The sequence below is a fragment of the Enterobacter mori genome, assembly GCF_025244905.1.
GTDB classification, from domain to species: Bacteria; Pseudomonadota; Gammaproteobacteria; order Enterobacterales; family Enterobacteriaceae; genus Enterobacter; species Enterobacter mori_A.
The window spans coordinates 1,149,780-1,165,429 of sequence record NZ_CP104285.1; the positions used below are offsets into that span (position 1 = coordinate 1,149,780).

Sequence of the window (15,650 nt, forward strand, 5' to 3'; positions counted from 1 at the left end):
GCCGGGGTGAGGGGAGAAACAACGCTGAGGTACTCCCATGAAATTCCCGGTCCTGTTAGCACTTCTTGTCAGTACCCTGCAACCCGTCTTCGCCGCTGCCATCCCCGTTCGCGTTGCCACCGTGGAGCACACCGCCCACGCCGCCGAGCGCCAGATCCCGGGCCGCATCGAAGCCATTCACACCGTTGAGCTGCGCGCCCGCACGGAAGGCGTGATTACCAAAATTCACTTCCGCGACGGGCAGTACGTGAAAAAAGGCGAGGTGCTGTTTGAGCTGGACGACGCCGAGCCGCGCGCCGCCCTGCGCCTGGCGCAGGCCGAGGTGAAAAGCGCCGAAGCCACGCTGCGTCAGGCGCAGCAGCAGCTTTCCCGCTTTGAAAGCCTGGGCAGCAGCAACGCCATCAGCCGTCACGACGTCGATAATGCACGCATGCAGCGGGACGTCGCCAGCGCCGCGCTGGAGCAGGCCAAAGCCCGTCTCGACACCCGCAGCGTCACCCTGAATTACACCCGCATCGCCTCGCCGATTGACGGGCGCGTGGGGCACAGCCAGTTCCACGTCGGCAGCCTGGTCAACCCTGCCAGCGGCGTGCTGGTGGAGGTAGTGCAGCTTGACCCGATCCGCATCGCCTTTGCGCTGGAAGAGGGGGCGTTTGCCACTAAAGCCGGACAGCATGCGGATATCAGCGCCATGAAGCAGGCCTGGCAGGCGCTGATTGACAGCAACGGCCAGCGCGTCAGCGGGGAACTCACCTCCGTGGACAACCGCATCGACCCGCGCACCGCCAGCGTGATGCTGCGCGCCGAGTTCGCCAACCCGCGCCATCAGCTGCTGCCCGGCGGCAATGTGAACGTCTACCTGCGTCCGGCAAGCGAGCAGCCGGTGCTGACGCTGCCTGCCGCCGCGGTCCAGCAGAACGGCGACGGGTTCTTCGCCTGGGTCGTTAATGCCGACGGCAACGCCGAAAGGCGCCCGCTAAACGTGGCCGGCCAGATCGGCCAGCAGTTTCAGATTGCCTCCGGCGTGAAGCCCGGTGAGCGAGCGATTACCGACGGCGCGCAGCGCGTGCAGCCCGGCGCTGCCGTCCAGATACTGAATTAAGGAGCCATCATGCTGACGTTTTTCATCAAACGCCCGCGCTTCGCGATGGTGATTGCGCTGGTCATCACCCTGCTGGGGGCCATCGCGCTGAGGATCATTCCGGTGGAGCAGTACCCGCAGATCACCCCGCCGGTGGTGAATGTTTCTGCCAGCTGGCCGGGCGCCAGCTCGGCTGATGTGGCGGAGGCCATCGCCACGCCGCTGGAGACGCAGCTTAACGGGGTGGATCACATGCTCTATATGGAGTCCACCAGTTCGGATGAAGGCACCTACAGCCTGAACATCACTTTTGCGGCGGGGACCGATCCGGACCTCGCCGCCATCGACGTGCAAAACCGCGTGGCGCAGGCCGTGGCGCAGCTGCCGACCGAGGCACAGCAAAACGGCGTGCAGGTGCGCAAGCGCGCCACCAACCTGATGATGGGAGTAAGCCTTTACTCACCGAACAACACCCACACGCCGCTGTTCGTTAGTAACTACGCCAGCACGCAGGTGCGCGAGGCGCTGTCGCGTCTGCCGGGCGTGGGACAGGTGCAGATGTTTGGCGCGCGGGACTACAGCATGCGCATCTGGCTGCGGCCGGACCGCATGAACGCCCTGAACGTGACCACCGATGACGTGGCGCAGGCGCTGCGCGAGCAGAACGTGCAGGGAGCGGCGGGCCAGATCGGTACGCCACCGGTATTCAACGGCCAGCAGCAGACGCTGACCATCAACGGGCTGGGGCGCTTAAGCCAGGCCGAAGACTTTGCCGACATCATTATTCGCGCCGGGGAGATGGGCCAGCTGGTGCGCCTGAAGGACGTCGCCACCATCGAGCTCGGCTCGCGCAGCTACAGCTCGGGCGCTCAGCTGAACGGGCATGACTCTGCTTACCTTGGCATCTACCCAACGCCGTCCGCCAACGCCCTGCGCGTGGCCGACGCGGTGCGCGCGGAGCTGGAGCGTCTCTCGACGCGCTTCCCGGACGACCTGGTCTACGAGGTAAAATTCGACACCACCACCTTCGTTGCCGCCACCATTAAAGAGATTGGCGTCTCGCTGGCGCTGACCATGCTGGCGGTTGTGGTGGTCGTTTCCCTGTTCCTGCAAAGCTGGCGCGCGACGCTGATTGTCGCGCTCGCCATTCCGGTGTCGCTGGTGGGCACCTTTGCGGTGCTCTACACGCTCGGCTACTCCGCCAACACGCTGAGCCTGTTCGCCATTATTCTGGCGCTGACCATGGTGGTGGATGATGCCATCGTGGTGGTGGAAAGCGTCGAAACCCTGATGGCGGAAGGGCAGAGCCGCACGGCAGCGACCGCGCTGGCGCTGCGCCAGATTGCCGGGCCGGTGATTGCTACCACGCTGGTGCTGCTGGCGGTGTTTGTGCCGGTAGCGCTCCTGCCGGGAATTGTGGGCGAGCTGTACCGCCAGTTCGCGGTGACGCTCTCCACCGCCGTCACGCTCTCAAGCCTGGTGGCGCTGACCCTGACGCCCGCGCTCTGCGCGATGCTACTGCGCCCGCGTCCGGCACAGCCCGCCGCCGTTTTCCGTGGGTTCAACCGTGGGCTGGACGCCACGCGCAGTTTCTACACCCGCATTGTACGTGTCTTAAACCTGCGCCCGTGGCTGGCGCTGCTGGCCACCGCAGGCGCGGCGGCGGTTGTGGTATTCAGCTTTACGTCGATGCCAAAAGGCTTCCTGCCCCAGGAGGATCAGGGCTACTTCTTCGCCAGCGTCCAGCTGCCAGAGGCAGCCTCGCTGGAACGCACCGAAGCGGTGATGACTGCCGCGCGCGAGCTTATCGCTAAAGACCCGGCGGTGGAGGACGTGATTCAGGTGTCAGGATTTAACATCCTCAACGGCACCAGCGCCTCCAACGGCGGGTTTATCTCCATCATGCTCAAAGACTGGAGCGAGCGTCCGCCGCTGGACGAGGTGATGGGCAATCTTCAGCGCCAGCTGCTGGCCCTGCCGGAAGCCACCATCATGACCTTTGCGCCGCCGACGCTGCCGGGGCTGGGCAACGCCTCCGGCTTCGACCTGCGCATTCAGGCGCAGGCGGGGCAGAGCCCGGCGGAGCTGGAGCGCGTCACGCGTGAGGTGCTGGCAAAAGCCAACCAGCATCCGCAGCTGAGCCGCGTGTTCACCACCTGGAGCAGCAACGTGCCGCAGCTAACGCTGACCGTTGACCGCGAGCGTGCGGCCCGGCTCGACGTGCCGGTGTCGCGCATCTTCAGCAGCCTGCAAACCGCCTTCGGCGGCACCCGCGCCGGGGATTTCAGCGTCAACAACCGCGTTTACCACGTGGTGATGCAGAACGAGATGCAGTGGCGCGAGCGCGCGGAGCAAATCAGCGAGCTGTTCGTGCGCAGCAACAGCGGCGAACGGGTGCGTCTGAGCAACCTCGTCACCATCACGCCGACCGTCGGCGCGCCATTTATTCAGCAGTACAACCAGTTCCCGTCGGTATCGGTAAGCGGTTCGGCAGCGGAAGGGGTAAGCAGCAGCACCGCGATGGCGGCGATGGGCGAAATTCTGGCGCAGAGCCTGCCTGCCGGGTACGACTACGCCTGGAGCGGCATGTCGTATCAGGAGCAGCAGACCGGCAACCAGGCGGTATGGATTGTGCTGGCGGCGGTGGTGATGGCGTGGCTGTTCCTCGTCGCCCAGTACGAGAGCTGGACGCTCCCGGCGAGCGTGATGCTCTCGGTGCTGTTCGCCATCGGCGGGGCGCTGGTGTGGCTATGGCTGGCGGGCTACGCCAACGACGTGTACGTGCAGATCGGTCTGGTCTTGCTGATCGCGTTAGCGGCGAAAAACGCGATTCTTATCGTGGAGTTCGCCCGCGCGCGGCGGATGGACGGGATGGCGATTGTCGATGCCGCGCGGGAAGGGGCATCGCGCCGCTTCCGCGCAGTGATGATGACCGCCGTGTCGTTCATCATCGGCGTCCTGCCGATGATGCTGGCGACCGGGGCGGGTGCCCAGAGCCGCCGCATCATTGGCACCACGGTGTTCAGCGGCATGCTGGTGGCAACCGTGGTAGGGATTGTGTTTATCCCCGCGCTGTTCGTGCTGTTCCAGCGCCTGCGCGAGTGGGGCCACGGCCTTACGGACTCGTCGCCCACAGCTCGCAGTGCTTCTGAACCAGAGAAATCAGCGAGCCGCCGTCAGCGATGAAGTCCCGCATGCGCTGCGCCTCGCTCTTGCCCTGCTTTAACAGCAGGGCAATTTCATTGATGGCGCTCGTCGCGCCGAGCTTCTCGGCCGACGGCGCAACCTGCTCCAGCAGCCAGGCGATATCTTCCGCCACGGTTTTGTGTTCGCCGCTATGCACGTCCGTCAGGATCCCCTCCAGCCCGTAGCGACAGGCCTGAAAACGGTTAAAGCGGTACAGGAGAAAATCTTTTTCCTGATGCTTATAGGGCCGCGCGGTCAACAGCCAGTGCGACGTCGCCTGAATCAGTCCGGCAATGTTGATCGCGTGGCCGAGCGTCAGCGGCGTATCCATCACCCGCACCTCCACGGTGCCAAAATGCGGGCTGGGGCGGATGTCCCAGTGCAGATCTTTAATGCTGTCGATCATGCTGGTGGAGCTCAGGCGGCGGAACAGCCCCTCGAACTCCTGCCAGCTGTTGACCCACGGCATCTGACCGTTATCCGGGAAGCCGGAGAAGATGTTGAGCCGCGACGAGGCGAACTTCGTGTCCGTGCCCTGCATATAAGGCGAGGCGGCGGCCAGGGCGATAAAGTGCGGCACGAAGCGCGACAGGCCGTGCAGCAGGTAAATCGCGTCGTCCCCGTTTCGGCACCCCACGTGTACATGCTGGCCGAATACCGTTGCCTGCAAAATAAGATAGCCAAAGCGCTCCAGCGTGACGTTATAGCGCTCGTCGTCGCACACCTCCTGACGCTGCCACTTCTGGAACGGGTGCGTCCCGCCGCCGCAGATCTGAATGTGCTGATCCGCTGCCGCGCGCAGAATGCTCTGCTGCATCACCGAGAACTGTGCCGCCGCCTGGTCGATGTTCTGGCACACGCCGGTGGCAATTTCGAGCATGCTTTCGGTGATGTCGTGTTTGACTTCGCCGCCTTTGATGTCGTCTTTGACGGCGGCAATGAGCGCGGAGGAGTCCTGGCTCAGATCGTAGCCCGGCGGGTTAACCACCTGCAGTTCAAGCTCGATGCCGAGGGTAAAAGGTTCAGAGGATTTGAAATCAGGTAAAGGCATGGCGCACTCCGTTGTCTGTTGTGTGTTGAGTATAGACAACGACGTGGCGCTCACTTTTCAGGGTGGTATAACTGTTAGCAGGCTTAGCGAAAAGGGGAGTTAACCATGTCTGACAATCCAGTGATTGCGCTGATTGGGCCTGGCGCAATTGGTACCACCATCGCCGCTGTGCTGCACGACGCGGGCCGCACGCCGCAGCTGTGCGGACGCACCGCGCATCCTGAACTGCGTTTGCGCTACGACGACGGTGAAACGGTCGTGCCGGGTCCGGTATTAACCGATCCGAACGTCATCACGCGCCCCGTCGATCTCGTTTTTGTGGCAGTAAAAACGACGCAAAATGCCGACAGCGCCGGATGGCTGCGCGCGCTGTGCGATGAAAATACCGTGGTCTGCGCGCTGCAAAACGGCGTGGAGCAAAAAGCCCAGCTTGAGCCGTGGGTTAACGGCGCAACGGTGCTGCCGTCGGTGGTCTGGTTTCCGGCACAGCGCGAGCCGGATGCCTCCGTCTGGCTGCGGGCCAAACCTCGCCTGACGCTGCCGGACGTGCCGCACGCGCAGCGGGTGGTAGAGGCGCTTCGCGGAACGCGCTGTGACGTTGAGCTTTCAATAGATTTCGCCACCGTCGCCTGGCGCAAGCTGCTGCAAAACGCGGTCGCCGGGCTGATGGTGTTGTCCAACCGCCGCGCCGGAATGTTCAGGCGCGAGGATATCAGCGAACTTGCGCTGGCCTACCTGCGTGAGGGGCTTGCCGTCGCCCGCGCCGAAGGGGCGAAGCTGGACGATGCGGTGGCCCAGGAGATCCTGGCGAACTTCCAGCGTGCGCCTGAGGACCTGGGCACGTCGATCCTCGCCGACCGTCAGGCGGATCGCCCGATGGAATGGGATATCCGCAACGGCGTTATCCAGCGCTACGGCCGCAAGCACGGCATTGCGGTGCCGATTAGCGACGTGGTGGTGCCGCTGCTGGCGGCGGGGAGCGAGGGGCCGGGCTAACGGCCGCTGTTTTTCCGTTCGGCAAAGTAGTGGGCGGGCGTGCTGCCCATCGCTTTCCTGAACATGGTGATAAACGCATTCACGGATTCGTACCCGAGCGTTGCCGCCACGTTCTGGACGGGTACGCCGCTTGCCAGCTCCCTCAGGGCAATAATCAAATGCAGCTGCTGGCGCCATCGCCCGAAGCTCAGCCCGGTCTCGCGCTGCATCAGGCGTGCAAACGAGCGCTCGCTGAGAGCGAGCCGTTTTGCCCAATCCTTCAGGGTGCTTCTGTCCTCAGGGCGGGTAACCAGCGCGTCGGCCATGGCGCGAATTTTCGGATCGGTCGAGACCGGCAGGCTCAGCTTCTGCTGCGGCATGCTGGCGAGCTCATCAAGGGTTACTCTGGTCAGCCTGGCGACGTGGCTGTCGGGGGGATAATCCACGCCTTCGCGCGTCAGACGATCGACCAGTTCCTTAATCAACGGCGAGATCGCCAGCGTGCAGCATCTCTCCGGCAGCGCCGCCGCGCCGGGCTCAATAAACAAATAGTTAAGATGCGCGTTCCAGGTCGCTTTGGCGCTGTGCGGGATCCCGCCGGGGATCCAGACGGCGCAGTCCGGCGGCACGATCCAGATATCATTCTCCGCGTAACAGCTGACCGCACCGTATCGGGCAATAATCAGCTGCCCCTTGCGGTGGGTATGTACCGGCACTTCCGCGGCGTAATCCACGAAGTCCAGATGACGCGCCACCGCCGGGCAGGCAGTAGAGTCAGGGTCATACAGCATATTAGCGAGTTGAAGCTTCATGATTTTGGCAACATTCAGGTATTTTTTGACAGAATAGAGTATTTGAGCACGTCTGTAAGCCGGTAATAATCCCGGCATGAATACATTCCTCTCTCATTCCGTGCGCCTGCCCGCCGCATTGCGAAACGATGCGGGCGCGCTGATCTACGCCGCGAAGAGTTTTGCCGCGGCGATGATGGCTTATTACATCGCGCTGTCGATCGGCCTCGAGCGTCCCTCATGGGCGATTATTACGGTTTACATCGTGTCGCAGACGTCGGTAGGGGCATCGCTGAGCAGAAGCCTCTACCGGCTGGCCGGTACCGTGGCGGGTGCCTGCGCGACCGTTCTGATTGTGCCCACCTTCGTGAATACGCCGATCCTGTGCAGCGTGGTGCTGACGGGCTGGATCACGTTCTGCCTGTGGCTATCCCTGCTGGAGCGCACGCCCCGGGCCTATGCCTTCGTGCTGGCGGGCTACACCGCGAGCCTGATTGGCTTTCCGGCGGTGTCCGATCCCGGCGGCATCTTTAACGTCGCCATCGTCCGCGTGCAGGAGATCGCGATAGGGATTTTCTGCGCGGCGCTGATTCACCGCTACGTGCTGCCCGCGCGCGTATCGGGCCAGTTCAACGCTAAGCTATCCCAGACGCTTCAGGCGGCGCGCGAACGGGTGGCGGATACCTTAGCGGGTAAACCCGATGCGGCTTCCGGCCCGCTGCAACTGGCTCTGGCGCTGCAGTTTCTGCAGGGCATAAGCCACCACATTCCGTATGATTTTGCCCTCTCAGCCCCGGTGCGGCAGGCCAGAAAGGCGATCCACGACCGGCTGGCGCGGCTGGTTATCGTCAACTGTGAACTGCACGATCGCCTGCCAGCAATCGGAACCCTGCCCGCCGACGCGCAGGCATTGCTGGAGGACGTTCAGGCCTGGCTTGCCGGTGAAGGCGCCAGCAGCACGGCAGAAGCGTTACGGCTCCGCTGTGCGCTTCTCATCGATCGGTATGCCGCGCAGACGCAGACGTTTGACGACGCGCTGCAGGTCAGTTTTATTCGCTACCTCGCGGAGGCAATCGCTCTTCTGCAGCAGTGCGAACGTCTTTCCGGGGCCATCCACCACGCCAAACCCCTCTTTGGGGAGATGCAAACCCGCACGGGGAAAGGCTACGTTTTCCACCGCGATCCTCTTACCGCAGCCCGCACGGCGCTGGGGGCTTTCGCCATTATTCTGAGCGGCTGTCTGGTCTGGATCTTCTCGGCGTGGCCGGACGGCGGTACGGCGGTGTCTATCCTGGGGGTCTGCTGCACGCTGTTTGGCAGCTTCGACACCCCGGCACCGCACATCGTGAAATACATCATTGGTTCGTTCTGGGGCGTGGTCATTAGCCTGTTCTACAGCTTTGCGCTGCTGCCGCAGGTGAGCGATTTCCCGGTGCTGGTGGCGGTGCTTGCCCCGGCGTATCTGCTGGCCGGGTCGCTACAGGCTCGCCCGCCGACCACGTTTATGGCGATGGGTATTACCCTGACGCTACCCATTCTGTGCGAGCTGGGAGCGCACTACAGCGGAGACTTCGCCGTTGCGGCCAACACCGCCATTGCGCTATTTGCCGCGACGGGTTTTGCCGTCATCGGCATGAGCCTGCTGCAAACCGTGCAGGCGGACGGCGCCATCACGCGTCTGCTGAACCTGTGCCAGCGTGATATTCGCCGCAGCGTGAAGGGCACGCTGCGGGTCGACGAAACGCAGTGGATTAACCTGATGATGGACCGAACCGCCCTGGTGCTGCCGCGTTTGCAGCGCAGCGAGCGCGCGCCAGAGCAGGCGCTCGATCGGCTGTTGCACGCGCTGCGCCTGGGACTTTCGGTCATGCATTTACGCCGCAGTGACACACCGCCCGGCAGGGAGGTTGACGCGCTTTTGCATCGGATAAACGCCGCAGACCGCCACGCCTTACGCGAACGCATCGCCATCCTTATCGCGCGCTATCTGCCTGCGGCAGATGAACATACGCGCCAGTTTGTCTTCAGGCTGGTGGAGCTGCACTGTGCATTACAGGGGCCAGACCATGATTAACGATCTCAATATCGGCGGCGTTTTTATTCCGGGGTTACTGATGGCCGCCCTCGCGGCGCTGGTCTGCACGCTGAGCCTCGTCGCGCTTTTCTCTCTCAGCAGGCTCTACCGGCGCTTACCGTTTCGCCCGCTGATGGATGTTTCCACCTGGATTGTCACCTTTTTCCTGCTGATGCAGGGTCTGACCGCGTTGGGGTTATTGTCATGAAATCACTGCTCTCTTTACTGGCTCGCTATGCGCTGACGTTGGGCACCGTCGCGGCGGCCACGCTTCTGGCGTTTATGATGTGGAAACACTACGCACAAACGCCATGGACCCGCGACGGCCGCGTGCGGGCCGATGTGGTGCAGATTGCGCCGGATGTCTCCGGGCCGGTCATCAGCGTGGCCGTCCGGGATAACCAGTGGGTGAACCGGGGCGATGTGCTTTACGCTATCGATCCGCGCTGGCTTAAGCTGGCGGTGGTCAGCGCGCAGGCGGACGTTGAGTCGAAACGCCATGAGATGCTGATGCGCCAGGATGCGGCCCATCGCCGCACGCTGATTAAAAACGCCATCTCCAGCGAGGATTTGCAGCAAACCGGCAGCGCGGCGAACGTCGCGGCGGCCAATTATCACGGCGCGCTGGCCGCGCTGGATCTGGCAGAGCTTAATCTGGCGCACGCCACCGTGCGTGCGCCGGTCTCGGGGTACGTCACGCACCTGCGGCTTCGCCCCGGAGACTACGCGACGGCGGGGGAAACAAAGGTTGCCATCGTCGATGCCCACAGCTTCTGGGTGGTGGGGTACTTTGAGGAGACCAAGCTGCGCCATATTCGCGTCGGGGATGCCGCGCAGGTTGTTCTGATGGGATACGAGCCGGTCATCACGGGCCACGTGGAGAGCATCGGGCACGGGATCGGGGACAGTAACGACGAAACGGGCGGGCTGGGTCTGCCCGACGTCGAGCCCACCTTTAGCTGGGTGCGGCTGGCGCAGCGCGTGCCGGTACGCATTCATATCGACAAATTGCCGGAGGGAGTTGAGCTGGTGTCGGGGCTGTCGGCGAGCGTGGCGGTGGGGCGAAAATCTGGGGATAGTCAGCCTTAAACACATATGCGAAACTTACCGCTTCTGAAAAAATGTGGTGGGACCCGCTCAATGTCAGAACCAACTTCGCAGTGCCTTTTCAGTGAAGGACTGATCGCTTTTCCTGAAGGTTATCAGGATCGTACCGTCAACGTATTCGCGCCGCCCGCTGCGGATGCGCCAGCGTTCAACATCTCCCGCGATGCCCTCAACCCCGGCGAAGCGCTTGCCGCGTATATCGATCGCCAGCTCGCCCTGATGGAAAAACACATCAAGGGCTGGAAGCAGGGGGAGCGCAGCGCCGCTACCCTGGGCGACGGCCTTTTGCAGGGTGAAACCGTCCATGCGAGCTACCTGCGCGACGGAAAACGCATCTGGCAACAGCAGGCCGTATTTAACGTCGAGAACGATAAAATTCTGGTGTTCACCATGACCTGCACCCGCACGCCGGGCGATGCCGACCGCGCGCTGTTTCGCGATCTTCTCAGGAGCTTCCGTTTCCACCATTAACATCAGGGACCGTTGTTATGTTTGAAGCTGCACGCGTAGGTGATGATATCGGCCACTCCGGTGCGCTGGCCGGGATGATTGCCGGAACGATTGTCGGTGGCCTGATTGCCGCCGCCGGGGGCATTCTGGCAGGGGCGATGTTTATTGCGGGACTCGGCGCATCCTGCCTTGGCGTGGGCGTCCTGCTCGTCGGCGCCAGCCTGGCCGTGGGGTACTACACCGGGGAACTGGCGACCGCCGCCCGGGACAGCATCGCGGACGCCGGGGCATCCAGCATGACGAAGAAAGGCGTCATTACCTCCGGCTCGCCCAATGTGTTTATCAACGGTAAACCCGCCGCCATGGCCACGGATAGCGCGGTGAAGTGCTCTGACGACGGCTCGCAGCAAATGGCCGAAGGCTCCTCACGTGTTTCCATTAACGGCCTGCCTGCGGCCCGCATCGGGGATCGCACCACCTGCGACGCGAAGGTGATGACCGGTTCGGACAACGTCATTATCGGCGGCGATCCGCAGCAAACCCTGCCCATTCAGTCTGAAGTCCCCGAGTGGCTGTATAAAGTCTCCGATCTTACCCTGCTGTTCGCCGGGTTGATTGGCGGGTGGGGCGGTGCCGCCGGCAAAGTCGGGGCGCTCTCTAAGCTGCTGGGGAAAATTCCCGGGATCAATAAGCTGGCCCGTATCGCCTGCCGCGCCGGCACGCTGATGACCGGCGTGGCCGCCGCGGGGATCATCGCCCGCCCGGTGGATATTGTCAGCGGACAGAAGTTTCTCAGCGGGGATGATGAGCTGGACTTCATCCTCCCTTCCCGTCTTCCTGTGCGCTGGCAGCGCTACTGGCGCAGCGGCAACCCCGGCGACAGCGTGCTGGGCCGCGGCTGGAGCCTGTTCTGGGAAAGCCGCCTGGAGCCTTATCAGGACGGCCTGGTGTGGCGCGCGCCGTCCGGCGATTACGTCGCCTTCCCGAAGGTCCCGAAAGGGATGCGCACCTACTGTGAAAGCGAAAAGAACTGGCTTGAACACCATCAGGACGACAGCTGGTCGGTGTATGACGTCAGCGGCGAGCGCTGGCACTATGCGCCGCTGCGGGAGGATGCTCCGTCGCTGCTCCAGCGCATCTCTGAACCCTGCGGCAACGATATCCTCTTCGAGTGGAATGCGGATAATACCCTGCATGCTCTGACCGACAGCGCGGGCCAGCGCGTGGTCTGCCGCTACGACCGCGACAGGCTCGTCGGCGCCTGGCTGGATGACGAGATCTGCCTGGTCAGTTACGCTTATGATGAACAGCGCCAGCTGGTCTGTGTGACTGGCCGGGGCGGTAGCGTGCGCCGACGCTTCCGCTGGCAGGACGGGCTGATGAGCGCCCATGAGGACGCCAACGGCCTGCTAAGCGAATACCGCTGGCGGGAGATTGACGGCCTGCCGCGCGTGGTCGGCTTCCGCCACAGCGGCGGCGAACAGCTGACGTTCGAATACGATTTTGATAACGGCACCCGCCGTGCGACCCGCGAAGACGGCGCGCAGGCGCACTGGCTGGTGGATGACGACGACAACGTCGAGCGCTTCACGGATTACGACGGTCGCCAGACGAGCTTTGTCTACCGCGACGGCGAGCTCTGCGACGTCATCCTGCCCGGCGGGGCGATGCGCCGCAGCACGTGGGACAAATATGGCCGCATGACCAGCGAGACGGACCCGGCGGGCCGCCGTACGGAGTATCACTGGTATCGTCTGACCGACCGCATCACCCGCACGGTGTACCCGGACGGCACCTCATCGCAGGCCAGGTACGATCTTCGCGGTCGCCTGCTGTCGGAGACGGATCCGGCCGGTAGCGCCACCGCGTATCGCTATCCCGATGATGAAGAAAACCTGCCGGAGAGCATCACCGACGCCACGGGCGGCGTGGTGCGCCTGGTCTGGAACCACCAGGGGCTGCTGACGCAGCGCACCGACTGCTCCGGCAGCGTGACCCGCTTCACCTACGACCGCTTCGGGCAGCTGATTGCCAGCGAGGATGCGGAAGGGAACATCACGCGCCGGGAGTGGAGCCGTGCCGGGCTGCTGAGCGCCGTGATCCACCCGGACGGCAGCCGCGAGTCGCTGGTGTGGAACGAACGCGGCCAGCTCACGGGCTGGCGCGACCCGCTGGAAAGCGAGGTGAGCTGGGCCTATAACGCGCTCGGCCTCCCGGTCAGCCTCACCGACCGTATTGGCCGCGTGCGCCAGTGGCGCTACGATCCGCGCGGTAACCTGCTGCGACTCGATAACGGCAACGGGGCGGAATACCGCTTCACTTACGACGCCATGGGCCGACCGCTCAGCGAAACGCGCCCGGACGAGACCGTGCGCCATATGGAATGGGACGCGCGAGGGTTCCTTTGCGCGCTCGAAGAAAACGGCAGGCCTGCCGCCGACGGCGGTATCGCCCGTCGCGTCCAGCAGTTTAGCTATGACGACAGCGGCCTGCTGATCGGGCGCACTCAGCGCCACGCGGAGTACCGCTACTTCCGCGACCTGAGCGGCCAGATCGCCCGCATCCGCCGCACGCCAACCGCTGAAGGCGTTGCCCTGGGTATCGAAAGCGATGAGATCGCTTACCGCCACGACGCCGCCGGGCGCGTGCTGAGCGAGTCCGGCATTAACGGCGCGGTGGGCTATGAATGGGATGCCTTGAGCAACCTGACCGGCCTGACGCTGCCCGGCGAGCAAAAGCTGGCCTGGCTGCACTACGGCTCCGGCCACGTCAGCGCCATCCGCTTCGGGCAGCAGCTGGTGACAGAGTTCACCCGCGACCGCCTGCATCGTGAAGTTCGCCGCACCCAGGGCGCGCGCGAGCAGCTCCGTCAGTATGACAGCCTCGGCAGACGCACCCTGCAGCGCAGCGAATTGAGCACGGACGTGACCCTGCCGGAGCAGGCGATACTGGAACGCCTGTATCGCTATACCGCGCGCGGTGAGCTTTCCGGCGTCAGCGACACCCTGCGCGGTGAGGTGGACTACGGCTACGACGCCGAAGGGCGCCTGCTGAAGCACTACGAGGCCCGACAGGGGCACAGCCGCGCGCAGTTCAGCTATGACGCCGCGGATAACCTCGCCGCCAGTGACGATCCGGTACCGGTCACGGATAACCGCCTGCAGCACTGGCAGGCGCTGTTTATGAAATACGACCACTGGGGCAACCTGGTCAGCCGCCGCAACGGGCTGTATGAACAGCATTATGCGTATGACGCCGAGAACCGTCTGGTGTCCGCCCGGGGAACCGGGCCGGAAGGGCGGTTTGAGGCGCGCTATCACTACGACGCGCTGGGCCGCCGCACGCGCAAAATCGTCACCACGACGCACGGCACCACCGAAACGCGCTTCCTGTGGCAGGGCTACCGCCTGTTGCAGGAGCAGCAGGAAAGCGGGCTGTGCAGCACCTATGTATACGACCCGAATGAAGCCTGGAGCCCGCTGGCGCGGGTGGATCATCTTCGTGACCAGAGCAGCGGTGAGATTTACTGGTTCAACACCGACCTGAACGGCGCGCCGCTTGAAGTGACCGACGAGCGCGGCGCGGTGCGCTGGAGCGGCCAGTACGGCAGCTTTGGCGAGGTGCGCCATCAGAGCGAAGGGTTCTCACGGCTTGTGAATCGCACGGCGATGGCACACCAGCCGCTTCGCTATGCCGGGCAGTACGCTGACGGTGAAACGGGGCTGCACTATAACCTGTTCCGCTACTACGACCCGCAGGTCGGGCGGTTTATTGTGCAGGATCCGATTGGGCTGAATGGCGGGTGGAACCTTTATCAGTATGCGCCGAATCCGCTGGGGTGGATTGATCCGCTGGGTCTTACCGTTGACCCAATCGCCAAGCTTAGTGAGCGTGGATACAGTGGTGTTGTTCAAACTCCTACTGGCGGGCTGGATTATTCTGGAAGTAATGCCTTGTATAATAAAGCTGGCATTAATCCTGTTGTTTCTATTGAATATACCGGGGATTATTTGCAAGATTTCCATGCTGCAAATATAGAGGCTGGATTAAATCAAAAAACGACGCCAAGTGGTTATGTCTGGCACCATCTTGATGATTATAATCCTGAAACTAACAAAGGGACTATGCAATTGGTTAAACAAAGTGCTCATCAGGGAATTTCGCATACTGGTGGCGTTAGTCAGTACAAGGCTGCCACTGGAAATGCCTATACTCATCCAGCTAGAAACCGTGCCCGCAGAACCGTTGGAGGAAAATGTTAATGTATCTTACTGATTCAGCAAATAAACTGACTGTAGACGAAATCAACGCATTCAATGCGTACTTTGATCATCATCTTCCCGCATCATTTCTTGATTTTTATCTTAAAAATAATGGTGGATATCCTCATGATAATGAAGATGGTAATCCTTTTATGCTTGGCGGTTTTAACCCTATAAAATATGGTGATCTGCCGATTGAGCAACTTTATCGTGACCTTATTGAGTCGTTTGGCGAGTTAAGGAATATGGTTCCTTTTGCTTATGATGACGGGGGGAACACTTTTCTACTATCTCTCAAATCTGATGATTCATTAGGGAAGGTATTTATTTTTCTGATGGATGATAAAGAGGTTGAGTTGGTTGCCGATTCGTTCTCGGAATTTTTAGAAGAATTGTTTGCTTGAAAGTAAAGAGGCAGTTTCTAAAATTCTCGATAGTTAGGTTGTTGTTGACGAAATCTAAAGTCAGAGTCTGTCTAAATATTTAAATTAAGTCATTGATTTAAGAATTTATAGCCCGGCTTATGTCGGGTTTATTAATGTTGGACGGTAACTATTGAAGTTTTTCAGATCTGATACGCGCTTTTCCTCCGAGAACTGATGCACAACCTTATATTATTTATGAGATATATACCAAGCGTATAGGGAAGTAAAACTGTCCCTTTGTTTGGTTA

The 15,650-nt window shown here is 61.9% G+C and carries 11 protein-coding genes; 9 read left to right on the forward strand and 2 right to left on the reverse strand.

Annotation, left to right across the window (positions count from 1 at the left end):
• Positions 1-37: 37 nt before the first annotated feature.
• The gene (locus tag N2K86_RS05415; RefSeq protein ID WP_260660738.1) at positions 38-1,102 is read left to right on the forward strand and encodes an efflux RND transporter periplasmic adaptor subunit; all 1,065 of its coding nucleotides are present in this window, start codon (positions 38-40) and stop codon (positions 1,100-1,102) included.
• A 9-nt stretch (positions 1,103-1,111) separates the two neighbouring features.
• Positions 1,112-4,267, forward strand: coding sequence for an efflux RND transporter permease subunit (locus N2K86_RS05420; RefSeq protein WP_260660739.1), 3,156 nt, complete (start codon positions 1,112-1,114; stop codon positions 4,265-4,267).
• On the opposite strand, the gene N2K86_RS05425 is transcribed toward N2K86_RS05420, so the two are convergent.
• Positions 4,197-5,318, reverse strand: a complete 1,122-nt coding sequence (locus N2K86_RS05425) for a YbdK family carboxylate-amine ligase (protein ID WP_260660740.1) — start codon at positions 5,316-5,318, stop codon at positions 4,197-4,199. The two genes, N2K86_RS05420 and N2K86_RS05425, sit on opposite strands and share 71 nt — an antisense overlap.
• A 105-nt stretch (positions 5,319-5,423) precedes the next feature.
• On the opposite strand from N2K86_RS05425, the gene N2K86_RS05430 reads away from it, so the two are divergent.
• Complete coding sequence (locus N2K86_RS05430) at positions 5,424-6,314, forward strand: oxidoreductase (protein WP_260660741.1); 891 nt, start codon at positions 5,424-5,426, stop codon at positions 6,312-6,314.
• Here N2K86_RS05430 and N2K86_RS05435 read toward each other — a convergent pair.
• Positions 6,311-7,105 (reverse strand): AraC family transcriptional regulator, encoded by a 795-nt coding sequence (locus tag N2K86_RS05435; protein ID WP_153656280.1) that lies wholly within the window; start codon positions 7,103-7,105, stop codon positions 6,311-6,313. The two genes, N2K86_RS05430 and N2K86_RS05435, sit on opposite strands and share 4 nt — an antisense overlap.
• Before the next feature lie 76 nt (positions 7,106-7,181).
• On the opposite strand from N2K86_RS05435, the gene N2K86_RS05440 reads away from it, so the two are divergent.
• Genes N2K86_RS05440 through N2K86_RS05465 form a run of 6 tightly spaced genes read left to right on the forward strand, consistent with a single transcriptional unit; the run spans position 7,182 to position 15,381 of the window.
• Entirely contained in the window at positions 7,182-9,158 is a 1,977-nt protein-coding gene (locus N2K86_RS05440) for an FUSC family protein (RefSeq protein WP_260660742.1), read from the forward strand.
• Complete coding sequence (locus N2K86_RS05445) at positions 9,151-9,366, forward strand: DUF1656 domain-containing protein (protein ID WP_153656278.1); 216 nt, start codon at positions 9,151-9,153, stop codon at positions 9,364-9,366. The genes N2K86_RS05440 and N2K86_RS05445 overlap by 8 nt, the downstream gene beginning before the upstream one ends.
• Complete coding sequence (locus tag N2K86_RS05450; RefSeq protein ID WP_260660743.1) at positions 9,363-10,247, forward strand: efflux RND transporter periplasmic adaptor subunit; 885 nt, start codon at positions 9,363-9,365, stop codon at positions 10,245-10,247. The genes N2K86_RS05445 and N2K86_RS05450 overlap by 4 nt, the downstream gene beginning before the upstream one ends.
• Before the next feature lie 51 nt (positions 10,248-10,298).
• Entirely contained in the window at positions 10,299-10,736 is a 438-nt protein-coding gene (locus N2K86_RS05455; RefSeq protein WP_260660744.1) for a DUF1795 domain-containing protein, read from the forward strand.
• A 17-nt stretch (positions 10,737-10,753) separates the two neighbouring features.
• The gene (locus N2K86_RS05460) at positions 10,754-14,977 is read left to right on the forward strand and encodes an RHS repeat-associated core domain-containing protein (RefSeq protein ID WP_260660745.1); all 4,224 of its coding nucleotides are present in this window, start codon (positions 10,754-10,756) and stop codon (positions 14,975-14,977) included.
• A complete protein-coding gene (locus tag N2K86_RS05465) occupies positions 14,977-15,381 on the forward strand; it encodes an SMI1/KNR4 family protein (protein ID WP_260660746.1) in 405 nt (134 codons plus the stop codon). Before N2K86_RS05460 ends, N2K86_RS05465 begins: the two co-directional genes overlap by 1 nt.
• Positions 15,382-15,650: the final 269 nt, after the last annotated feature.